The organism is Nocardia sp. NPDC051833, assembly GCF_040681225.1.
Classification (GTDB): domain Bacteria; phylum Actinomycetota; class Actinomycetes; order Mycobacteriales; family Mycobacteriaceae; genus Nocardia.
The window spans coordinates 1,142,575-1,165,130 of the sequence record NZ_JBFAYK010000002.1 but is presented as its reverse complement, the minus strand read 5'-3'; the positions used below and the strand labels follow the sequence as shown (position 1 = coordinate 1,165,130).

Genomic DNA, 22,556 nt, shown 5'->3' with positions numbered 1-22,556 from the left:
GGGCGCGGGTGGTCGATAGGCTTCCGAGTGCTTTGTGACCAGCCACCCGAGGAGTGCGATTCGTGACCGCGCCGGAGTTCCGCTATTCCGATCTGCTGCCGATCGGCGCCGACGACACGCCGTACCGCTTGCTCACCACCGAGGGGGTCAGCACCGTCGAGCACAACGGGCGCACCTTCCTGCAGGTCGAGCCCGAAGCGCTGCGGCTGCTCACCGAGACGGCGATCCACGACATCAGCCACTACCTGCGCCCCGCGCACCTGCGCCAGCTGCGCAAGATCATCGACGATCCCGAGTCCTCGGGGAACGACCGCTTCGTCGCGCTGGACCTGCTCAAGAACCTCAACATCTCCGCGGGCGGCGTGCTGCCGATGTGTCAGGACACCGGCACCGCGATCGTGATGGGCAAGAAGAGCGAGGGCGTGCTGACCGGCGTCGACGACGCCGAGTGGATCAGCCGCGGCGTGTTCGACGCCTACTCCAGGCTGAACCTGCGTTACTCCCAGCTCGCCCCGATCACCATGTGGGACGAGAAGAACACCGGCTCCAACCTGCCCGCGCAGATCGAGCTGTACTCGACCGAGGGCACCCCCGACAACCCGGTCTACAAGTTCCTGTTCATGGCCAAGGGCGGCGGCTCGGCCAACAAGTCGTTCCTGTACCAGGAGACCAAGGCCGTCCTGAACCCCGAGCGCATGCTCGAGTTCCTCGACGAGAAGATCCGCTCGCTCGGCACCGCGGCCTGCCCGCCCTACCACCTCGCCGTTGTCATCGGCGGCACCAGCGCCGAATTCGCCTTGAAGACAGCGAAGTACGCCTCCGCGCACTACCTGGACAACCTGCCCACCGAGGGTTCGATCACCGGCCACGCGTTCCGTGATCTCGAGCTCGAGGAAGAGGTCTTCCAGCTCACCCGCGAGTTCGGCATCGGCGCGCAGTTCGGCGGCAAGTACTTCTGCCACGACGTGCGCGTGGTGCGCCTGCCCCGGCACGGCGCCTCCTGCCCGGTCGCCATCGCGGTGTCCTGCTCGGCCGACCGCCAGGCGCTGGCCAAGATCACCAAGGACGGCATCTTCCTGGAGCAGCTGGAAACCGAACCGGCCCAGTACCTGCCGGAGCAGACCGAGGACATCCTCGGTGGCGACGTGGTGAAGATCGACCTCAACCGCCCGATGGACGAGATCCGCGCCGAGCTGTCGAAGTACCCGGTGAAGACCCGGCTCTCGCTCACCGGCCCGCTGGTCGTGGCCCGCGACATCGCGCACGCCAAGATCAAGGAGCGCCTCGACGCGGGCGAGCCGATGCCGGAGTACCTGCGCGACATGGCCGTCTACTACGCGGGCCCGGCCAAGACCCCCGAGGGCTACGCCTCCGGCTCCTTCGGCCCCACCACCGCGGGCCGGATGGACTCCTACGTCGACCAGTTCCAGGCCGCGGGCGGCTCCATGGTGATGCTGGCCAAGGGCAACCGCTCGGCCCAGGTGACCAAGGCCTGCAACGAGCACGGCGGCTTCTACCTGGGCTCCATCGGTGGCCCGGCCGCGCGCTTGGCGCTGGACTGCATCAAGAACGTCGAGGTACTCGAGTACCCCGAGCTCGGCATGGAAGCCGTCTGGAAGATCGACGTCGAGGACTTCCCCGCCTTCATCGTCGTCGACGACAAGGGCAACGACTTCTTCGCCGAGACCTCCAAGCCGATCGCCCTGCGCGTGCGCACCCGCTCCAAGGAACGCGTGTAAACGGTCGCGAATCCCGAAGACCCCGGCCTCGCCACGGTGCGATCCGGGGTCTTCGTTCGTCCGGCCCTGCGCGGTCGCGGTGCGGTGTAGTGTGACGCGACATGCGCTGGACCGGCTCGACGGGGGTGGATATGGCGACCTCCGGAGTTCCCTCCGGCCGAGTGGCGCGCGGCGGGAAGCTGGGCAGGCTGGCCGCCGAGCAGACCGTGCGCGGGGTCGGGACGCGGCTGTCGATGATCGGGCGCACCGAGGAGGCCAGGCAGGTGCTGGCCGAGCGGTCGGCGATGAAGACCGCGCAGCAGATCGTCGCGGTGCTCGGCAGCATGAAGGGCTCGGCGATGAAGCTCGGGCAGATGCTGTCGGTGCTCGACCTCGACTTCGTCCCCGAATCGCACCGCGCGCAGTTCACCCGCCAGCTCGCGGCGCTGCGTGATCGCGCGCCCGCCGTCGCGTTCCCCACCATGCGCACGGTGATCGAGGAGGACCTCGGCCCGCTGTCGGGGATCTTCGCCGACTTCGACGAGACCGCGATCGCCGCGGCCTCGATCGGCCAGGTGCACCGGGCGACCTTGCACGACGGGCGCGTGGTCGCGGTCAAGGTGAAGTATCCCGGCGTGGAGCGCGCCGTGCACGCCGATATCGGCAACCTCGAATTCCTCAGCAAGATGGCCAGATCCGTGCTGCCGAGCATGGCCGACACCGGGGTGCTGGAGGAGATCGCCGCCAATCTGCGCAGCGAACTGGACTATCTGCGCGAGGCCAGGACCCAGCATCTGGTCGCCCAGCGCTACCGCGGCCACCCCTACATCACCGTGCCCGACGCGATCGAGGAGTACTGCTCGCACAACGTGCTGGTGACCGAATACGTGGCGGGCCACGGGTTCTCGCACCTGCAGACGCTGCCGTCGGCCCAGCGGGACCACTACGGCGAACTGATCTACCGCTTCTACCTGGGCACTCTGTTCGCCGACAACGAGTTCTGCGGCGATCCGCATCCGGGCAATGTGCTGCTCGCCGAGGACGGCAGGCTCGCCTTCGTCGACTTCGGGCTCTACAACCGGATGGACCCCGAGCACGTCGATTTCGAGCGCTCCTGCCTGCGGGCCGCCGCCGAGGACCGGCCCGAGGACCTGTACGCGGCCTGGGTCGGGCGCGGCATCATCGACCCGGACGCCGGCGTCACCGTCGAGGAGTGCCTGGCCTATGTGTGGGCGGCCTGCGGGTGGCACCTGCTCGACGAGGAGGTGACCATCACGCCCGAACTGGCCACCAGCGCCGTCCTGCTCGCCGTCGACCCGCGCTCGGTCGAATTCCAGGGCATGCGCAGGCAACTGCTCCCGCCCGAACACGTCTTCTCCCGCCGCGCCGACCTGTTCACCTTCGCCACCCTCGGCCAGTTGCGGGTGCGCGCCAACTGGCATCGGCTGGCCCGCGAATGGCTCTACGGCGAGCCGCCCGCCACCGAGATCGGTCGCGCGATCGCCCGCTGGCGGGCGGACCGGTAGCCGCCACCGCGACCGAATCGCCTGGCTCCATGGTGCTGACCTGCGTCTACGCAATGACGTAGTAGCTTGGTCGGCGGAGGTCACCGGCGACGAGCGGAAGGAGGCGCGGTGGGTCATCCGACGGACCGTCGCTCGCCGCGCCGGGCGGGGGCGCTGTGCGCGTTCGTCATGATCGTGGCCGCCGTGTGCGCGCTCGTGATCGACTGCACCACGGTGCATCACGACGACCACCACCGCGTGGACGCGCCGCTCGACGTGGTCGCCGCCGCGTTCGTCGACGGGGCGGGGCTCGCCGTTCCCGATCATCCGCTGCCCGACCACTGCCTGGTCGGCACCGCGGCGCCCGACACCGGCCTCGTGCTCCCGCTGCTCGGTCTGCTCGGCGCGCTGGTCGTCGTTCTCCTCGCGAGCCTCGGTCATCCGGCCGCGGTCCCGCGCGCCCCGCCGCGCGCGTCCCTGCGGTACCGCCAGGGCCGCGACATCCTCACCCAGTTCTGCATCTGTCGACGCTGATCGGTCAGCGCCAGGCCCGCCACACCCGTGGCAGGGCCGGTGTTCGCGTGCCCGTTCTCGTCCGCGCCGTCGTCCCCGGCGGCCGACACAGGAAGCGACAGACATGCAGGAATACGTGCTCGACCGGACCGTTGCCGCGATCGCCGAGCGCCCACAGGGCCTCGTCGGCAATACCCCGGTGATGTGGGTGGGGGCGCCGCTGGCCACCGCCGACCGGGGGTTCTGGGCCAAGCTGGAAGGGTTCAACCCGGGCGGGATGAAGGATCGCCCCGCCCTGCACATGGTGCGCAGGGCCGAGCAGCGCGGTGATCTCGTCCCCGGCGCGCGGATCGTCGAATCCAGCAGCGGCACTCTCGGACTCGGGCTCGCGCTGGCCGGGTTGGTGCACGGTCATCCGGTCACCGTGGTCACCGATCCCGGGCTGGAACCGATCGTCGCGCGCATGCTCACCGCCTTCGGCGCCGAGGTCGACTTGGTCGACCGCGCTCATCCCACCGGTGGCTGGCAGCAGGCGCGCCGGGACCGGGTCGCCGAACTGCTCGCCGCCGAGCCCACCGCGTGGTGCCCGGACCAGTACAGCAATCCCGATGCCGCCGACGGCTACGCCGGGCTCGCGCACGAACTCATCGACCAGGTCGGGCGGGTCGACGTGCTGGTCTGCGCGGTGGGCACGGGCGGGCATTCCGCGGGCGTGGCCAGGGAGCTGCGCCGCCGGTATCCCGGACTGCGCCTGATCGGCGTCGACACGGTGGCCTCCACGATCTTCGGCCAGCCCGCGGGGCCGCGGCTGATGCGCGGCCTCGGCTCGAACATCCACCCGGCCAATGTCGACTACCGCGCCTTCGACGAAATCCATTGGGTCGCACCGGCGGAAGCGGTGTGGGCGTGCCGGACCCTGGCCGCGACGCACTACGCCACCGGCGGGTGGAGCGTGGGCGCGGTCGCCCTCGTCGCGGGCTGGGCCGCCCGCAACGCCGACGCGGAGACCAGGATCGTCGCCGTCTTCCCCGACGGACCGCACCGCTACTTCGACACGGTCTACAACGACGGCTACTGCCGCGAACACGGCCTGCTGACGGGGCCGCCCGCCACCGATCCCGCCACGATCGCGCACCCGGCCGAGCGGGTGGTCGAGTCCTGGACGCGCTGCACGACAGTGCTCGATCCCGGCGCACTCGCCGTCGGGCCGGGACCGGTGCGCGCATGACGACGCTGCGGACCTTCGCCGGTTTCGACACCCCGGCGCGACTGCTCATGATCAACCAGTTCGGCATCAATCTCGGCTTCTACATGCTGATGCCGTACCTGGCCGGGTACCTGTCCGGCCCGCTCGGCCTGGCCGCGTGGGCGGTCGGGCTGGTGCTCGGCGTCCGGAACTTCTCCCAGCAGGGGATGTTCCTGATCGGCGGCACATTGGCCGACCGGCTCGGCTACAAACCGCTCATCGTGGCCGGATGTGTGCTGCGCACCGCGGGATTCGCCGCGCTGATCTTCGCCACCTCGCTGCCGATGCTGCTGCTCGCCTCGGCCGCGACGGGATTCGCTGGTGCCCTGTTCAATCCGGCCGTGCGCGCCTACCTGGCCGCCGAGGCCGGTGAGCGGCGGGTCGAGGCGTTCGCGGTGTTCAACGTGTTCTACCAGGCGGGCATCCTGGCGGGCCCGCTCGTCGGGATCGCCCTGCTCGGTGTGGATTTCCGTTGGACCGCGGCCGCGGCGGCGGCCGTGTTCGCGGTGCTCTCGGTGGCGCAGCTGTGCGCGCTGCCGCAGCGCTCCGGGGTGAGTACCACGGCGTCGGTGTGGAGCGACTGGCGCACCATCGCCGGTAACCGGCGCTTCGTGGCGTTCGCGGTGGCGATGGGCGGCACGTATGTGCTGTCGTTCCAGGTGTATCTGGCATTGCCGCTGCACGCGGGCACCGTCTCGGGTGCGGGCGCGCAGGAACTGACCGCGCTGGTGTTCGTGGTGTCCGGGGTGGTCGCCGTCGCGGGGCAGGTGCGGATCACCGCGTGGTTGCGCGCGCGGTGGGGGATCGGGCGCGGTCTCGTCCTCGGGGTCGGGGTGCTGGCCGCGGCCTTCGTCCCGCTCGCGCTGGTCCCCGGCGCGGCGTCGTTCGGGACGGCCGCTGCGGCGGGGGCGCTGCTGCTGTCGGCGGCGGTGCTGGCGGTCGGGACGGCGGCGGTCTTCCCGTTCGAGATGGACACCGTGGTCTCGCTGAGCGACAACAGGCTGGTGGCGACCCACTACGGGTTCTACAACACCATCGTCGGGGTGGCCATCCTGGCGGGCAATCTGGGCACCGGCGCGGTCCTCGATGTCGCCCGCGCGGCCGGCGCCGACCGGCTGGTGTGGGTCGGGCTGACCCTGATCGGCCTGCTGACCGCGCTCGCGGTGCATCGGGTGATCCGGCAGGGCCCGGGCAGGCACCGGCAGTCCGGCGCGCTGCCCGCCTACACCGCGGCGCCGGGTCGATGGCCGATCCGGTCGGCTCACGAGTCCGCGGGCGAGCTGACCCGAGCACCGTGAAAAAGCCGCTCGACCTGCGGTAATCAAGTCATGGCTCCGGCTCGGGCCGACCCCGGTGGTCGGCTCGGGCCCAGGCCGGTCGATAGACTCCCGGCATGACTACTGTGCTCGGCCGGGTGGCCGACCGGATGCTGGTGACGATGACGGCCACCGCGGCCGTGACCGCCGTCGGCCTCGGCATCGCCGGCGCCCAGCCGACCGACCAGCGTGAACAGTTCCAGTCGGCCGCCGGGACCGAGGGCCTGGACCCGGCGCTGGCCCTGGCCTACACCCTCGCCGAGCAGCAGGCGCACGCCGAGGGCGTCCCGCTGTCGATCACCTCCGGCTACCGCACCCACGAGCAGCAGGAAATGCTGTGGCAGGACGGCCTGGCCACCTACGGCACCCCCGACGAGGCTCGCCGCTGGGTGCTGCCGCCCGCCGAGTCGACCCATGTCTCCGGCCACGCGGTCGACGTCGGCCCGCAGCAGGGCGCGCAGTGGCTCGAGGCCAACGGCAACCGCTGGGGCCTGTGCCGGACCTTCGACAACGAATGGTGGCATTTCGAGCTGGTCACCGCGCCCGGCGCCGCGTGCCCGCCCCGGGTCCCGGACGCCAGCATGCGGTAGTCCACGAGACGAACGGCCGGGCAGGGTGCGGGGTGCGCGCCCTGCCCGGTGTGCTGTCCGGGCCCGGTTCAGCGCAGGTCGGTGAAGAAGGTCCGGATGTCGGTGACGTGGGCCAGCGGCTCCTCCATGGCGACGAAGTGATTGCCCGGGTTGCCCGAGGGCCAGTGGGTGATCTTGTGGTCGCGGTCGGCCAGCTTGCGCATCAGCGGTGAGCCGCCGCCGTAGACGCCGGTCGGCACCAGGTTCTGGCCGGGGGGCCAGCCGAAGCCGCCGTCGCGCAGGCCGTCGTACATCGGCCACGAGGAGGTGCCCGCGGTCTGGGTGAACCAGTAGATCGCGGCGTTGGTGAGCAGGTGGTCGCGGTCGATGACGTCCTCGGCGAGGTCGGCCGTCGGGGTGAACTCCTGGAACTTCTGCATCAGCCAGGCCAGCAGCGCCACCGGGGAATCGTTCCAGCCCAGCGCGAAGGTCTGCGGCGCCGCGCGCAGCAGCGTGTGGTGATCGACGCCGCCGGTCATCCACTGCTGCATCTCCGCCCACTGGCTCAGGTCCTCCGGCGACATGCTCGGCACGTCGGCCTCGGTCGGCATGCCGATGCCGCCGTCGAGGTGGACGCCGATCACGTGCTCCGGCGCGGCCAGCGCCAGCTCCGGCGCGACATAGGCACCGAGATCACCGCCCTGGGCGCCGTAGCGGTCGTAGCCGAGCCGGTCCATCAGCGTCGCCCACATCCGGGCCACCCGCGCCGTGCTCATCCCGGTCTCGCGCGGTGCCGCCGAGAAGGCGAACCCGGGCACCGACGGCACCACGACATGGAAGGCCAGGGCCGGATCGAGGCCGTGGGCCCGCGGATCGGTCAGCGGGCCGATGGTGCGGGTGAACTCGGCGAACGAATTCGGCCAGCCGTGGGTGAGCACCAGCGGCACCGCGTCCGGCTCGGGGGAGCGCACGTGCAGGAAATGCACGTCGAGGCCGTCGATCTCGGTGACGAACTGCGGGAACTCGTTGAGCGCGGATTCCTGTGCGCGCCAATCGAAATCCTCGGCCCAGTACCGCGCCAGCTCGCGCAGGTAGTCGGTCGGCACGCCGCGTTCCCAGCCCGCGCCCGGCAGCGGCGCGGCCCAGCGGGCCCGGCGCAGGCGCGCCCGCAGGTCGTCGAGGTCGGTCTGCGGGATGTCGAGGTGGAAGGGGCGAATGGTCGTCATCTGATCTCCTCGGTCGGTGTACACACCACGCTAGAAGCCATCTAGGACAGTTTCGGTCCTAGTTGCGCGGCAGAATGTGGACATGACCGATACCGCCGCTCGGCTGCTCCGTTTGCTCTCGCTGCTCCAGCTGCCCCGGGAGTGGCCGGGCAGCGAACTCGCCGACCGGCTCGGCGTCACCGACCGCACGGTCCGCCGTGACGTCGACCGGCTGCGTGAGCTGGGCTATCCCGTCGTGGCGGCGCTGGGCGCGACCGGCGGCTACCGGCTCACCGCCGGGTCGGCGCTGCCGCCGCTGGTGCTCGACGAGGACGAAGCGGTGGCCGTCGCGGTGGGTCTGCGGGTCGCGGCCGGACAGGCCGTCACCGGGATCGAGGACGCGTCGGTGCGCGCGCTGACCAAACTCGAGCAGGTGCTGCCGACGAAACTCCGCAGGCGGGTGCGGGTGGTGGGCGCGGCGGTGGCGGTCGGCGCCGGCAGCGGCCCCACGGTCGACCCGGACGTGCTCACCACGCTCGCCGCCGCGGTGAGCAACCGGGAACGGCTGCGCCTGCGCTATCGGGACGCGGCGGGCGCCGAGACGCGGCGGCACGTCGAACCGATCGGCGTCGCGGCGGCGGGCCGACGCTGGTACCTGGTCGCCTACGACCTCGACCGGGACGCCTGGCGCAGCTTCCGCGCCGACCGCATCGAGGGACCGCAACCGACGGGCGCCCGCGTCGTCGCCAGGGCACTGCCCGCCGCCGACGCCGCCGAGTACGTCGCGGGTCGCCGAACCGACTGGGCCACACCGAGTTACGAGGTCGACGTGACGATCGAGGCGCCGCCGCATCGGGTCGAGGGCAGGCTCGGCGCGACGCCGGGCAGCATCGTCGCCGACGGCGCCACCGGATGCCGGTTCACCGAGACCCGCGACGACGATCCGGAATGGCTCGCCGCGCAGCTGATCACCCTCGGCGTGCCGTTCCGGGTACACGGATCACCGGAATTGCGCGCGGGGCTGCGGGGCTGCGCGTCCCGGCTCGCGCATGCGCTCGACTGAGCTCAGAGCCGACCGGTGTCCTTGAGGACCCGGCGGGACTGCGCGAAGAGCATGCCCACATTGACCGTCTTGCGGCACACCACGACGACCACCAGATCGTCGCGGCTCTCCGCGCGCAGGAACAGGTGGGTGAGATTGTTGGAGTTGACCAGGATCTCCTGGAAGTAGTGGTCGTCGCTGCGGATACCGCGACGTTCCTTCCAGATGTCCTCGATCATCACCACATTGCGGCCCTGGAACAGGTCCAGGGTGGCAGCCGCGAGCAGGTCGAGCACCTCCGGCGGGTGGTTGTCGACGGTCTCCACCGACAGCAGCATGCCGGTCGACATGTCGATGACGCCCGCCGCGACGCAATCGGGAACTTCGCCGCGCAGCGACTTGACCATGCCGGCCAGCCGTTCGCTCATGCTGGCGGGGGTGCCGTTGGTGTTCATGGGATCCTCTCGGTTCTCCGCCGTGGCGAAGAGTCGGGCACGTCCACGGCGGTCGTGGACGGGGGAGCGGCCTGCGGTGGACGCGGCCGCAGGGTGTCGTTGATGCCGCTGGCGCCCCGGCGGCGTCGCGGTAGCGCCGGATCGACCATGCCCGCCCCGACGGTGGCGGGCGGCTGGTCGGCGGCGTGCCGGGCCGGCACCGTCAGCTGGCCGCCACCGAGCAGGCGCGCGACCTCGACGGTCACCGGGTAGAGCGGACGGCCGAGCAGGAAGGCCAGGTCGCGGCAGCTCCTCGTGCCGTCGACCAGGCGCAGCAGCTCGGCGCCCTCCGCGCGCATCGAGCGGCCGAAGTCGGTGAGCGCCAGCAGATTCCGGTACGGGGAGAAGCCGGCGTGCGCGAGCGCGGCCAGCCTGCGCTCGGTTTCGCCGAGCAGCCACTCGGCGTCGTAGCCGGGATCGTCGCCGGCGAAGACCTGGGGGTGCGCGTCGATCCAGTGGCAGCGATCGATCCAGCCCGCCGCGATCGCGAACGTCCCGTCGACGGTCGCCGTCATCCGCAGCAGCCGGGTGCGGGCCGCGCCGAGCGGCTGCTCCTCGTCGCTCGGGTCGAGCTCGTCGAAACCCGGTGCGCCACCGGTACTCACGGCCACGATCCGGCCGTCGACGAGGCGGATGTCGCCGCCCGGTTCGCCGGTGACCCGCAGGATGCCGGTGAACCGGCTCGCGTCGGCATCGGTGAGCGCGGCCGCGAGTGGACGGGTGGTGTCCCGCAGGGGGACGGGGAGCTGCATGGTGGTCACATCCCGCGGTGGGCAGGGGAAGGTCGGCGCCGGATCGGTGGAACGGCGACCCCGGCGCAGGCGAGCCAGCAACGGCCGCAGACCATTTCCGGCGAATATGTCCGGCACCTTCATCGGGCTGGGTCGGCCGAGTTCCGGCGAACTCAGCGCATCGGCGCGCGCGGCGGCCGTGATGGGCCGCCGGGCACGGCATCCCGGCCCGGAGCGCTGCCGGAAAACTGCCGGTATGCCCGCGGTGGGAGGTGTTGATTCTGTCGATATCGCACGACGATCCCCTGAAGAATTGCTGACGACGTGCGGCATCGACCGCACCGTGATCGTGACGACCCGGCCGGGGCCTGCGCCGTCACGGGCAAAATCCTGGCAGCACTGAGGATTTCGAGCAACCGATTCCGCGAAATTCGATGCGGTTAATTCCGAGTAAGAAAACTGGTCGGTCTAGGGCTTCCGGCAATTGCCTGGCCACCACGCCGCCGGTGCGGCGTGGTGGCGTCAAGACCGGTTGGCGCGACGGGCTGTCAGCCCACCGGCGCCGGTTCGCCCGGCATGCCCTCGAGGGTGAGTCCACCCTCGATGGTGTTGGGGACCCGGCGGCGGTTGGGGGAGCCCAGTGCGGTGGTCAGGTCACCGCCGTCGTGTTCGGCGAGCAGTTCACCGCTGTCCCACACCAGCAGGGTGGCGCTGACGGTGTTCTCGGCGGTGGAGTGCGCCAGGTCGTAGTGCGCGCAGCCGGGGACGTGACCGTAGGTGATCCACAGGTCGTAACCGGTCATGAACAGGTCGAGGTCGAATTGCACACTGAGGCCGAGCAATTCGCTGCGGCCGTTGTCGTCGACACCGGCGAACGCCTCGTCCAGCGCGAGCAGGCGCGGGGCCTGCGGGTCGGCGGAGTCGAGCATCACGTGCGCGGCCGCGAACAGCGGCAGGTGCAGCGAGACCGACTGCTCACCGCCGGAGAGCGCGCTGTGCCGGGCCACGGTCAGCTTGTCCTCGCTGCCGTCACCGTTGATCAGGGTGAACGAGAACACCCGCCAGGTGCGGTAATCGAGGGTGGCGCCGAGGATCTCGGGGTAGGAGCGCTCCGGATGGGCGGTGCGGGCCGCCCGGATCTCGGCGGCGAAGTGGGCGCGGACCGCGCCCAGATCCTCCGGGCTCAGCGCGGCGGTGTCGCGGTCGAGCAGTTTGCACATGGCGCGGGCGGCCTCGGACAGGCCGTCGGCCAGGATCCAGTGCACGCCGATGGTGTTGCCCGAGGACATCCGGCGCTGCTTCATCTCCGCGCCCATCCGGGTGATGAGTTCGCGTGCGTCGCTGGTGCGTTCGTGGATCTGCTGGGCCAGGCCGGTCAGCAGCGCGTCTTCCAGAATGCGGCGTTCGGCGTCGGTGAGCAGCAGTTCCTGATCGCGGCGCGCGGCGTCGATGCGCGCGGCGAAGTCGGCGAGCGCGGCCTGGCCGTTCTCGTCGTGCACGGCCACCACGGTGAGCCCGTCGGCGGCGTCCCAGTGCAGGCGGTAGTCGCGCCCCGAGGCGGTGAGCGCGGCGTCGAACTCCTGCAGCGCGCTGGTCACCGCCGACCGGGTGGACTTGCGTCCGGCCTCGGTGGCCCGCACCTGGGTGGTGGCGGTGTCCAGGTCGGCGAACAGGGCCGCGACCTCGTCGGGCAGTACGACCGGGTCGGTCTCCGGTCCGGCCGCGACGATCCGGTACTGCAACTGCTCCTGGGTCGACCACGCGGCATCGGTGCTCGGCCACCGGTGCTCGACGGAGGCGCCGAGCAGGCTCAGCAGGTCCGGCCGGGCGTACGGCGCCAGCGACCGCACCTCCGCCAGCACCTCGGTGAGCGCGGTGGCCAGCGCCTCGTTGGCGGTGCGGTAGGCGGCCTCGGCGTCGCCGACCGCCTCGATCGCGGCATTGGCGGCCTTGCGCGCGGCCCGCTGCTCGGCCTTGGCCGCTTCGATGGCGGCGCGCGCGGCGTCGAGTTCCCGATCGATGTCGGCCGCACTGGCGCCCAGCGCTTCCCGCAGCGTCTCGAGCTTGCGCTGCTGTTCGGTGAAGCCGAGCCGGGCGGCCTCGGCCTCCTCGGCGAAGGCCTCGGCCAGCGCCCGCGCCTCGTCGTGCCGGTCGGCGCCCTCGCGTTCGCGCTCGTGTTCGCGCTCGTGCTCGGCGCGCAGGCGCAGCAGTCCGGTGCCGGTGTTCTCGAAGTGCCGGATCGCGGCGGCGAGGGCGTCGAGTTCGCGGGCCTCGGTCGGGGTGCGATGCGCCTGCGCGGTGGCCCGCAGCTTCTTCTCCATCGCGGTGGCCTCGCCGACCGCCTGGTCCAGATCGCGCTCGGTCTGGGTGACGGCCTCGGAGCGGGACCGCATGAGACCGGCGGTCTCCGCGACCGCGCGCAGGGCGGCGGTGATGGCGGACGGGCGGGGGAGGACCTTGACGGCCGCGCTGATACTCGCCAATTCGGCCGTGGCCGTGGCTTCTTCGGCCTTCGCCGCGTCGGCCTCGGCCGTGGCGGCCTCGATGGCCGCGTCGAGTTCGGCCTGCCGCAGTTCCCGGCGGCGGGCGCGAGCGGTCGCGCCGAGGAATTCGGCTTCGGGCTTGGTGTGGCGTCCGGCCTGGAGGCCGTGACGATAGGCGCCGGAGGTGCCGATGATGACAGGGGCCGCGTGGGCCACCGAGACCAGCGGGTGGAGCCGGCCGGATCGCGACTCGGTTGTCGCGGGGGCTCCCACCGTCGCGTCGGCGAGTGCGATCGAGGCCAGCACATCGGCAACGATGCCCGTCGGGACAGACAGATCATAGGAGTCGTCCTCGACGACGAGGATGTCGGCGAGGGAGCGACCCACCGGGCGATCGGCGGCGGGCAGCGGGAGCAGATAGCGGACCCCGTCGACTTCGGGGACGAGTGCCGGGTCGCAGATCCAGGCGTCGAGGAGCCCGCCGGCCTGGAGGGCGGCCTCGATACCGGCGGCTTCGGCCGGGGTCACCGAATCCGCGAAGCGCACCGAGCGCCAGAAGGGCACACCGGGAAGGTCTTTCGGCTCGCGGGCGTCGGTCGGAGGTACCGGGGGCGCGTCGTCCCGTTCGGCGGCCACCTCGGCGCGCTCGGCGACCAGCGTGTCCCGGCGTGCGGTCGCTGCGGCCGCTCGCGCCTTGGCTTCCTGACGGCGGGTGCGGATCTGTTCCTGCCGGGGCTCGCAATACTCGGCCAGCACCTCGTGCACGGACGGGACGTCCTCGGTGCCCGCCGCGGCGACGGCCGATGCCAAGGCGTCGAACAGGGCGGGACGCTTCGAATCGGCGATGCGCGGTACGTCTTCGGAGCTGTGGCCGTGGCCGGAGCCGGAGTCAGTGCCTGAGCTGAGGTCGGAGTCGACCGAATGACCGCTCGGGTCGGTGTCCGGCCCGGTCGGCATGCCCGCGGCGATCGGAGCGAGCACGGCCGCGTTGGCCTGCCACCAGGTACGCAGGGCGGCCGCGGATTCGGTGCGCGCCAGCGCGACGGCGGCTTCGGCGTGGGCCACCTCGGCGGCCGCCGCGTCGCGCAGTTCCACGGCGCGTTCGGCCAGGCGCTGGGCGCGGGTGCGGTCGGCGGCCAGGGATTCCCAGCGGCTCAACGCTTTTCGCACGGCGCGGACATCGGCGTCGCGTTCCTCGGCGTGCCCGCGGACCGCGGCGGTGATCTGATCGCCGCGGCCGTCGCCCGGCGCCGTCCACTCGATGCCCGCTTCCTCGGCGGCGGCGCGCAGGGCGTCCTCGCCGCGGACCAGCGCGGCGGCGGCGGTGCGCACCGCCTCGGCGGCCCGCTCGGCCTCCTCGGCGCGGCGCTGCAGGGTCTGGCCCGCCTCGGCGGCCTTGTCGCGGTGCACGGCGGCGGAGGTCTCCAGCCTGCGGACCGCGTCGGCGAGGTCGTCGAGCTGCTGTTTTCCCTCGTAGGCGCTGGAGCGCTGCAGGTTCTCGCGGTCGGCGATGGCCTGCTCGTAGGCACGGTCGGCCTCTTCGGCCCTGGTCTCGGCCTCGGTGCGGTCGGCCTCGCGCCGCGTGCGCAGCGCGGTGGCGGCGAACAGGGCGGTCGAGGCGTTGGTGACCGCGTCGAGGCGGGTGCGGACCTGGTCGACATCGGTCTTCGCCTGTACGGCAAGGTATTTGCGATACACGTCGACGAAGCGGCGGGTGGCGGTGTCGGCCTGGACGAGCCCGTCGAGGGTGCGTCCGACCTCCTCCATATCGCTGAAGGACCGGGCCGCGTCCAGGATCAGCTGCTCGTCGAGCGGGCGCAGGCCGTCGGTGAGTGCCTGCGAGAGGCCGCGTGGATCGAGGTTCTTGGCCAGCTGCGGCCTGCGCAGCGTGAGGATGAGGTTGATCAGCTGGTCGTAGCGCTGTACGCCGAGCCCGAACATCCTGGCGTCGATCGCGGCCCGGTACTCCACCGGCCGGTCGACGATGGCGTCGCTGCCGATCTGCTCGGCGAGCTGCTTGCGGGTCAGCGGCCGGTCGTCGGGACCGATCAGGGAGAAGTCGACGCCGGCGCGTCCGTCGGCGACGAAGTACCAGCGCGTCACCTTGTCCGAGGACCGGGTGGCGCGCATGCCGATGCCGACGGTGACGACCTCCGGGTCCGCCCAGCTACCGCGCGCGAACTCCATCCACACATACGAGTAGGCCGATTCCTGCTTGCGGTACAGCAGATTCGACTTCATGGTGCGCTCTTCACCGGCGAACGGATTGAGCCTGCGCGGCTCGATCCGCCCGTCGAGCACGAACGGGAACAGCACCTCGAGTGCTTTGGTCTTGCCCGATCCGTTCGGCCCGCGCAGCACGAGCCGGCCGTCGGCGAAACAGAACTCCTGATCGCGGTAGTCCCAGAGGTTGACGATGCCCGCGCGGGTCGGGACGAAACGCACTCCGCCGTGAATGAGCGACATCTCCTCAGTTCCCTCCCGTTCCGGTGCTGCTGCCGTCGGTGTCGGCGGCGGTGACGAACAATTCCTCGGCCTGGCGGACCCGCACGGTGACCACCGCGCCCCGGTACCTGGCCAGCGCGGGCAGGATCAGCAGCCCGCCCTCGACCGGCCGGACCAGCCGCAGCTTGGCGAGCAGGGCGACGACCTCGGTGGTGAGCCCGCCGACATCGGCCTGCCACTGCGCGGCGAAGGTCGCGCCGTAGCGGTCGGTCAGGGCGGTGACCGTGGTGCGCACCCAGGCGTCGTCGAGGAACGGATAGGTCACCGGTTCGGTCTCGGCGAGTTCGTCGTCGACGGAATCCGCCGGGGCGTCGAGTGTTTCGGCGTCCTCGGCGAGCGGAGCGAACACCCCCGCCGCGGGGATGGCCGCGTCGAGCTGGTCGAGCAGTGCGTCCTCGTCGGCCGGGGCCGGGCGCGCGGGGACGGGATTGTCGATGTCGAGGACCACGTCGGCGATCTCGCCGATGAGCAGCAGGGCCACCTGGGCGAGCGTGCCGGTGCCGGGGAAGCGGGTATCGGAGAGCCGGCCCGAGGTGTCGATGAGCGCGACCCCTTCGGCGCGGCGCTCGGCGCGCAGGCCGGTGCAGTACTCGACCTCGTCGACCACGCGGTCCTGACCGAGCAGGGCGCGCTCGGCGGGCGAGAGGTCCTCGAGGTACACGACCGGACGTTCCACCAGGGCGCGACGCACCCGGCGGGCCTGTTCGGCGGGCGCGTGCTCGGTGTCCTCGGCCAGCAGGCCGCGCACGCTGTGCAGATGCTGGAGCGCGCGCGGCGGGCGGAACAGCGCGAACACCACCGGCCGGTCGATGTCGTAGAGGGCCTCGCCCGCCTCCGGGTCGCTGGCCCAGCCGCCCGCGTCGCCGTCGGCCAGGGTCAGCGCGCCCCTGGCGCCGAGCCAGCCGACCGCGTCGACGAACGCGTCCCGATCGGCGGCCCGGTCGGTGGACAGCTCGAGGCCGTCGATCCGGCTCGCGTAATCGGCCACGTGCTCGGCCAATTCGGACAGGGTGATCTGATCGCCCGCCCGGCCGAGCGCCGCCAGGGCCAGGGCGAGATAGGCGTAGCGCCGCCGGTCGAAGACCCGGTCGTTGACGCTGCGCGCGGGCACGGTGTCGTCGAGCCGGTCGTGCACCGGATAGAGCCGGGCCGTGGTCTCGGTGACCTCGAGCCGGTAGCCGAACAGCTCGGCGAGGTCCTCACGCAGTTCGGTGGCCCAGCGCCGGATCAGCGGCAGCGCGATCCGGTCGGGATAGACCCGGGTGACCAGGTGGTTGGCGAGCATCACGCGGGCGGCGCGCTGATAGCTGTCCAGGGCGAGGGCGTCGATGCGGCGCTGCTGTCTCATCCTCGCGTCCCCCGTCGCGTCGTCGCGGTGACCTCGAGGCGGCGGTTGTTCAGGTGCAGCAGGCCGGCGGCGGTGCGGATGACCGTCGATCCGTCGCACGGGCGCACGGTCAGGGTCACGCCGTTGTCGGAACCCGTCGTGCCGTCGACTCGTCCGCTGACCGGCACCCACGCCGTCGACGCGGCGTCGAGCAGGCGCAGCAGCACCTCGGTCTCGCGCTGGTCCAGCACCCGCTCGTGCACGGCGCCGGTGGCCAGCGAGGCCGCGGCCGCCGCGCGCTCGCGCTGGGCCGCCAGCTGGGCCTCGCGCAGCCTGCGGATACCGGCGTCGTTGCGGGCGATCCGGGCGGGCGCGCCCGCGGTGGGCGCGCGGCCGGTCTCGGCGAGGGTCCGCGAGATCTCCAGCGGCGGTGCCTCCCACCAGGACCGGCCCGCCGGGATCACCTCGGCGTCGGGATGCTCGAGCGCCAGGTGCCGGGGCCTGCCCAGGCCGAACACCGCGTCGTAGAGCGCGTGCGCGCTGCCGGTGGTGGGGGCGTCGACGAACCAGGCGGCCAGATGCCGCAGCGCCGATTCCCGGCTCACCCCGCCGCGGCGGGTCTCGGTGACCCGGCGCAGCAGCGACAGCACCGCCGCGATCGCGCTCATCGTCGCCTCGCGCAGCCGGTCGGCCTCACACGACTCGTTCGCCTCGCCGCTGCCCGCGGCCACGAACCAGGTGCGCAGACCGTCCCAGCGCGACCGCCAGTCGGCCTCGCGTTCGGCCGGGCTGAGCAGCACCCGCTCGTCACAACTCGCCGCGCGGCCGATCAGCTGCTCGACGCCGGTGTCCTCCACCTCGCCGATCGCCGCGGCCAGCCGGGGCGCGAACCGGGCCAGGTCCATGCTGAACTCGCGCATGTGCGCCAGCAGCGCGTCCTTGTGCGCGAGAAAGGATTCCGGGGTGATCTCGGTGGTGCGCACCAGGTCGCCCAGCGACAGGTAGAAGTGCGCCGCGCGCGCCGCCATGTCGGTGAGCGCGGCGTCGAGCCTGCGCAGCGTGGTGTAGACCCGCTCGGCGTCGCCGTCGCGATTGGCCGCCGCGAGCGTGCGCAGGTCGGTCAGGAGCTCGGGCAGCACCAGCCTCGACAGTGACGCGTCGTCCATCCTGGCCGTCAGCACGCCGGCCACCGCCCGGTACGCCTGGAAGCCCGCCTGCGCGAACTGGTAGACGTAGTGCCGGTTGCGGTACTCCGCGAGAGTGGCCGCGCGGGTGCCGTCGTAGCTGCGTTCCAGCACGCCCCAGCGGTGCAGTTGCTCGAGCAGCGGGCCGATCTCGACGGCGGGCAGCGGCACCCCGGCGGGCCCGGCGTTGGCGCCGGTCTCGGCCCTGGCGATCCACTCGGCGACATCGTCGGCGTGCAGCAGCACCACGTAGGCGGCCCTGGCGCTGTCGAAGGCATGCAGCACCCGCAGGTAGTCGGCGCGCTTCTCCGCGGTCGCGAACGAGAACAACCGCAGACGCTCGTCCCACAGGGCGGGTACGGCGCTGGGCAGGCCGTCGGCGAGGTCGGTCACCGTAGAAAGGGTAGTGGTGGCCGCTCCCGCCACCGGGGGACCCGTCCCGGATCGGCGTGCCCCCGCCGTCTGGTAGGCCCCGCTCACCCGACGTTGAGCGAGCGCAGCTGCTCGAGGAACGACTGGGTGCGCGGGTCTCCTGGATAGCGCTCGATGATCTCCCTGGCGGCCTCGCCGGCGATCCAGGCCAGCGACGGCAGCGAGCGCCTGCCCGCCGTGAACGCGGCGACACCCTCCTCCACCGCGCGCTCGAGATCGCGGTCGCGGACGGCGACCACGGCCAGCGTCAGCCGGGCCTCGGAGACCCGCATCGGATTGCGGACCGAGCCGTCGGGCCGGGTCGAGTCGCTGATCACCTGCTGGGCGTAGCGCTCGGCCAGCCGGTCCTGGCCCGCGACGCGGCAGCAGTCCATGGCGTAGAAGTCGAACTTCGTCGCGTCGACGACGAAGTGGTTGTCCAGATCAGCCGGATGACCCATCCGCGACAGGATCGCCCTGCCCTCGTCGAGCGCGGTCTGCACGGCCCGGCGATCACCGAGGCGGGCCCAGCCCTTGGCCCGCTGCGCGGCCAGCTGCACCCCGACACTCATCGACGCGGTGCCCGGCATGGCCTTCTCCGAGACGTCGATCGCCCCCCGGAAATTGCCCTGGGTGAGCGCGAACCAAGCCGACATCTCGGCCGCCCACGCGGCGATCTCGACGTTGCCCGCCTCGCGGCCCAGCGAATCCGCGGCCCGCCGGGTGGCCTCGGCGCCCGCCCGGCGGCCGAGGTCGTAATCGACGCAACCGACCAGCAACGCCACCCAGCCCGCCAGCACGAGGATCTCCCGATGCTGGCTCAGGGTGAGCCTGCCGTCGAGCAGCGAGGTGATCCGGCGCAGCCACGCCGTGCCCTCGGCGTGCAGCGCGTGCGGGTCGGCGTAGGCGTACTCGCAGCACAGCCGTTCGGCGGTGATCCGCACCGCGTCCAGGGTGGCGCTGTTGACGTCGGACATCCGGAGCCTGCCGATGAACTCCAGGGTGTCCATACCCGTCGCCGATAACAGCTCGTCATCCCGGTTGGGCCGGGACTTGGGGAAGAACGCGGCGGGGACGGTGTCGAACGCGGCCGCGATGATCGGCGCGTAGAACTCGTCGGGGCGCGATTCCCCGGACTCCCAGCGCCGCCAGTTGCGCAGCAGGGTACTGTCCGTCGGCAGGTTGTGGGAGGACTTGGCACGCATCGCGCGGACGGCATCGGCTTGCGACCAACCCCTCGCGTCACGTTCCGAACGCATCCGAACAGCCCAGACGGGTCGATCATCAGTTGCGGTCACGGCGGTAGTATCCCACCAGTTAACGTTCGGCGTCCCGAATAGGGCATGTAGATGTCATCGGCTTGACATCTGCTGCGCCGGGCCGCGAATACGCATGCTGTAAGTAGGTGCTCGGCCCGCAGACCGGACACCCGCTTTGCAGGAGAGCTTGCAGGGCAACGCAGTACCCCCGCGCGGCGCACGGCGTCGCGCGGGGGGATCCGACAACAGAACAGCGATCCCAATCCAACGGAGGTTCGGGTGGAAGCGTTGATCTATGGATACTTGCGGGACGACCTGGCCGAGGGCCGGGGCGACCAATTGGAGGATGCGCTACGCAGCCTCGCGCGCACCGCGGGGATGTGTTTCGCCGCGACGTTCCATGAATCGACCGCGGGTGACGGTGCGGCGTTCGCCGAGCTCACTCAGGAATTGAAGCGGGCCGACGCCCACCACGTGGTGGTGCCGTCACTCGATCACCTTGCCGGCCAGACGATTCCGCGTGACCTGCTGATCGCGAAGCTGGCGCACGAGGCGGCCGCCCAGGTACTGACCCTGGAGCGCTAGCCGTGTCCGGTTCCGCCGGCACAGAACCACCATCCTGGTAGCGGCCGCACCGGCCGCGAGCGAGGCGAACAACGCGAGCAGTCGCTGGTCGCCGAACGCCGGGTACACCTGCCAGTGCAGCAGGTACGCGAACAGGGAGCTGTCGGCCACCGCCACCGCCACCACGGCGACGACGGCGGGCACGCGCAGCGCGGGCAACCACACGAGCAGCAGGATGCCCGCCATCACCAGGCGTTCCCGATCGGTGACGCCGAAATACCCGGGCACACTTGCCAGCAGCACGGCGCTGACGATCAGCCGCTGCCAGACTGCCGTCGCCTTCGCTCCGGCCCAGCCGAGAACGAAGTACCAACAGGCCAGCGGTGACAACGGGATGTCGCGCTCGGGATAGAGCCCGAACGAGTGCCAGCGCAGTACCAGCGTGAGCCCGAGCAGGGCCAGGGCGAACCAGAACGGCCCCCGCCGCTCCCAGCGGTCCAGCCACGGGATCCGCAGCAGCAGCGCGGCCGCGACCGTGCAGTAGACCAGCACCTCCAGGAACCACAGATGCCCCGCCGTGTCGTTGCGCGGGCCGAGGATCTTGTTGAGCAGCAACACATTCTGCCAGCTGTAATAGCCGGGCTGCCACACCATCGTGATCAGCACCCACAGCGCCGTCGGCACCGCGATCATCGCCACCGTCCGCGCGGTGTGCCGCAACCGCCGCGCCGGGGGAGCCGAGCTCACCGAGAAGCGCGCGAAGTTGTAGCCGGCCACCGCGAGCAGCACATGCGCCGCGCCCCACACCTCGAACAGCTGGATGTGCGAGCCGAGGACCAGCACGATGCTGATGGCGCGCAACGCGGTCGAGGTGTCCAGTGCCCGCCCGAGACCGCCGCGCGCCCGCGGTGTTCGCTCGAGCCGGTCGATCGACTGCTGCGGCCAGTCGCTCGGCAGCCTGCCGATGACCCGTTCCAGCCGGGCGGCGGTGGTGACATAGCTGAGCGAATTGCCGCCCAGCTCCACGAAGCTCTGCTCGCGCGAAACCTGCTCGACGGGCAGGGCCAGCGCGTCGGCGTAGATCGACCGCACATCGTCGCCGGGGTCCTGCTCGGCCGGGGGCAGCGCCCGAATCGCCGGGTAGTCGATCTTGCCGTTGGCCAGCCGGGGCAGCTCGTCGACGGCCGTCACGGCCACCGCCGCCGCTGGCAGACCCGCGACGCGCGCGATCAGCGCGGCGGGATCGCCCCGGCCCCGGCCGGTCACGGCCGCGATCAGGCGGGCGCCGTCGTCGGTGCAGGCCGCGCCGAAACCGGCTGTGGCCAGCTCGGATTCGATCCGGCCGAGATCGATCCGCAGACCGAACAGCTTGGCGAAGCGGCTGCGCCTGCCGATCACCTGGTACAGGCCGTCGGCGGTGCGCCGGGCCAGGTCACCGGTACGCAGGGCGGTGACAGTGCGGCCCAGCGCGAGTTCGGCGGGGTGGGTCGCGTAGCCGAACATGACGTTCGGGCCGTGATAGACCAGTTCCTCGGCGGCCCCGTCGTCGACCGGTTCGAGCGTGAAATGTCCACCGGGCACCGGTATCCCGATGCATTCGGGATGCTCGGCCACCAGGTCAGGGGGCAGATACGCCATCCGGGCCGTCGCCTCGGTCTGGCCGTACATCACGAAGAACCGCCAGCCCGCGGCCGCGCCGAGCCGCGCGTAGGCCCGCACCCGCGCGGGTTCGAGCTTGCCGCCCGCCTGCGTCACGTACCGCAGGTCGGGCAGGGACAGCTCGGCGAAGCCGATCCGGTCCAGCAGGTCCACCGTGTACGGGACCGCCGCGAACGAGGTCGCCCGGTGCGCGCGGAACTCCGCCCAGAACTCGGGGTCGAGGACCGACCGCTCGGTGAGCAGCAGGCTCGCGCCGCGCAGCAGATGGCTGTGCACCACCGACAGCCCGTAGCAGTAGAACAGCGGCAGCGTGGTCGCCGCGCGGTCGTGCGGCCCGATCTCGAGATAGCGGGCGATCGAGTCGGCATTGGCGAGCAGGTTCGCTGCCGAGAGCCGGACCAGCTTCGGCGAGCCGGTCGACCCGGACGTGCTCAACAGCAACGCGAGCTCCGGATGCAGCTCGTGCGCCGGTTCCGCGCGCTCGGTGACGATCCGGCCGTGGTCGAGGACGACGTCCGGATCGTAGATCGCGGCGAGCTCACCGGAGAGTTCGCCGGTCAGCAGCACCACGCAGCCCGCGTCGAGCGCGCCGAGGTAGGCGACGAGGGAGTCGAGGTCGTTGCCCGCGGTCAGCGCGACGAGCCGGCGCGCCGGGCCCAGCCGCGCCGAGAACGCCGCGACGCGATCGGCGAGCTGGGCATAGGTGACCCGGCACAGGGTGTCGGCGGGCGCCGTCGGGTGCCGGTGGAGCACCGCGATCCGGTCGTCGAATCCCCGGAGATGAGCGACGATCGGGTGGTTCGGCACGCGAAAAAGTCTAGGTGG

General features: G+C 71.6%; 16 protein-coding genes. 8 read left to right on the top strand and 8 right to left on the bottom strand.

From position 1 onward, the window contains the following. Positions 1-62 precede the first annotated feature (62 nt). The 6 genes from AB0L91_RS23520 to AB0L91_RS23495 all read left to right on the top strand — a co-directional run bounded on the left by AB0L91_RS23520 (position 63) and on the right by AB0L91_RS23495 (position 6,888). On the top strand, positions 63-1,739 hold the full coding sequence (locus AB0L91_RS23520) for a fumarate hydratase (RefSeq protein ID WP_357345512.1): 1,677 nt from the start codon (positions 63-65) through the stop codon (positions 1,737-1,739). 131 nt (positions 1,740-1,870) lie between these two features. After that, the gene (locus AB0L91_RS23515) at positions 1,871-3,244 is read left to right on the top strand and encodes an AarF/ABC1/UbiB kinase family protein (RefSeq protein ID WP_365013703.1); all 1,374 of its coding nucleotides are present in this window, start codon (positions 1,871-1,873) and stop codon (positions 3,242-3,244) included. A gap of 108 nt (positions 3,245-3,352) precedes the next feature. Then, entirely contained in the window at positions 3,353-3,757 is a 405-nt protein-coding gene (locus AB0L91_RS23510) for a hypothetical protein (RefSeq protein ID WP_365013217.1), read from the top strand. Between the two features lie 103 nt (positions 3,758-3,860). Next, positions 3,861-4,964, top strand: a complete 1,104-nt coding sequence (locus tag AB0L91_RS23505) for a PLP-dependent cysteine synthase family protein (RefSeq protein WP_365013215.1) — start codon at positions 3,861-3,863, stop codon at positions 4,962-4,964. Then, on the top strand, positions 4,961-6,280 hold the full coding sequence (locus AB0L91_RS23500; RefSeq protein WP_365013212.1) for an MFS transporter: 1,320 nt from the start codon (positions 4,961-4,963) through the stop codon (positions 6,278-6,280). The genes AB0L91_RS23505 and AB0L91_RS23500 overlap by 4 nt, the downstream gene beginning before the upstream one ends. 95 nt (positions 6,281-6,375) lie before the next feature. Next, positions 6,376-6,888 (top strand): M15 family metallopeptidase, encoded by a 513-nt coding sequence (locus AB0L91_RS23495; RefSeq protein WP_365013209.1) that lies wholly within the window; start codon positions 6,376-6,378, stop codon positions 6,886-6,888. 68 nt (positions 6,889-6,956) lie between these two features. On the opposite strand, the gene AB0L91_RS23490 is transcribed toward AB0L91_RS23495, so the two are convergent. After that, on the bottom strand, positions 6,957-8,093 hold the full coding sequence (locus tag AB0L91_RS23490; protein ID WP_365013206.1) for an epoxide hydrolase: 1,137 nt from the start codon (positions 8,091-8,093) through the stop codon (positions 6,957-6,959). Positions 8,094-8,175: 82 nt separating this feature from the next. On the opposite strand from AB0L91_RS23490, the gene AB0L91_RS23485 reads away from it, so the two are divergent. Next, complete coding sequence (locus AB0L91_RS23485) at positions 8,176-9,135, top strand: transcriptional regulator (RefSeq protein WP_365013204.1); 960 nt, start codon at positions 8,176-8,178, stop codon at positions 9,133-9,135. 2 nt (positions 9,136-9,137) lie between these two features. Here AB0L91_RS23485 and AB0L91_RS23480 read toward each other — a convergent pair whose 3' ends face one another. The 6 genes from AB0L91_RS23480 to AB0L91_RS23455 all read right to left on the bottom strand — a co-directional run bounded on the left by AB0L91_RS23480 (position 9,138) and on the right by AB0L91_RS23455 (position 19,454). Further along, complete coding sequence (locus AB0L91_RS23480; RefSeq protein WP_355275576.1) at positions 9,138-9,569, bottom strand: hypothetical protein; 432 nt, start codon at positions 9,567-9,569, stop codon at positions 9,138-9,140. Continuing rightward, positions 9,566-10,360 carry a hypothetical protein gene (locus AB0L91_RS23475; RefSeq protein WP_357345524.1) on the bottom strand — a complete coding sequence of 265 codons (795 nt, stop codon included), beginning with the start codon at positions 10,358-10,360 and terminating at the stop codon, positions 9,566-9,568. The genes AB0L91_RS23480 and AB0L91_RS23475 overlap by 4 nt, the downstream gene beginning before the upstream one ends. Before the next feature lie 527 nt (positions 10,361-10,887). Beyond that, positions 10,888-15,288, bottom strand: a complete 4,401-nt coding sequence (locus AB0L91_RS23470; RefSeq protein ID WP_365013202.1) for a TIGR02680 family protein — start codon at positions 15,286-15,288, stop codon at positions 10,888-10,890. Positions 15,289-15,292: 4 nt separating this feature from the next. Further along, positions 15,293-16,675 carry a DUF2398 family protein gene (locus tag AB0L91_RS23465; protein ID WP_365013200.1) on the bottom strand — a complete coding sequence of 461 codons (1,383 nt, stop codon included), beginning with the start codon at positions 16,673-16,675 and terminating at the stop codon, positions 15,293-15,295. Next, a complete protein-coding gene (locus AB0L91_RS23460) occupies positions 16,672-18,174 on the bottom strand; it encodes a TIGR02677 family protein (RefSeq protein WP_365013701.1) in 1,503 nt (500 codons plus the stop codon). Before AB0L91_RS23460 ends, AB0L91_RS23465 begins: the two co-directional genes overlap by 4 nt. 140 nt (positions 18,175-18,314) lie before the next feature. Beyond that, positions 18,315-19,454, bottom strand: coding sequence for an XRE family transcriptional regulator (locus tag AB0L91_RS23455; protein ID WP_357345529.1), 1,140 nt, complete (start codon positions 19,452-19,454; stop codon positions 18,315-18,317). 333 nt (positions 19,455-19,787) lie between these two features. Between AB0L91_RS23455 and AB0L91_RS23450 the strand changes: the two genes are divergently transcribed. After that, entirely contained in the window at positions 19,788-20,093 is a 306-nt protein-coding gene (locus AB0L91_RS23450; RefSeq protein WP_355275569.1) for a hypothetical protein, read from the top strand. Here the strand turns inward: AB0L91_RS23450 and AB0L91_RS23445 are convergent. After that, positions 19,995-22,538 carry an AMP-binding protein gene (locus tag AB0L91_RS23445; protein WP_365013197.1) on the bottom strand — a complete coding sequence of 848 codons (2,544 nt, stop codon included), beginning with the start codon at positions 22,536-22,538 and terminating at the stop codon, positions 19,995-19,997. The genes AB0L91_RS23450 and AB0L91_RS23445 overlap by 99 nt on opposite strands. Positions 22,539-22,556: the final 18 nt, after the last annotated feature.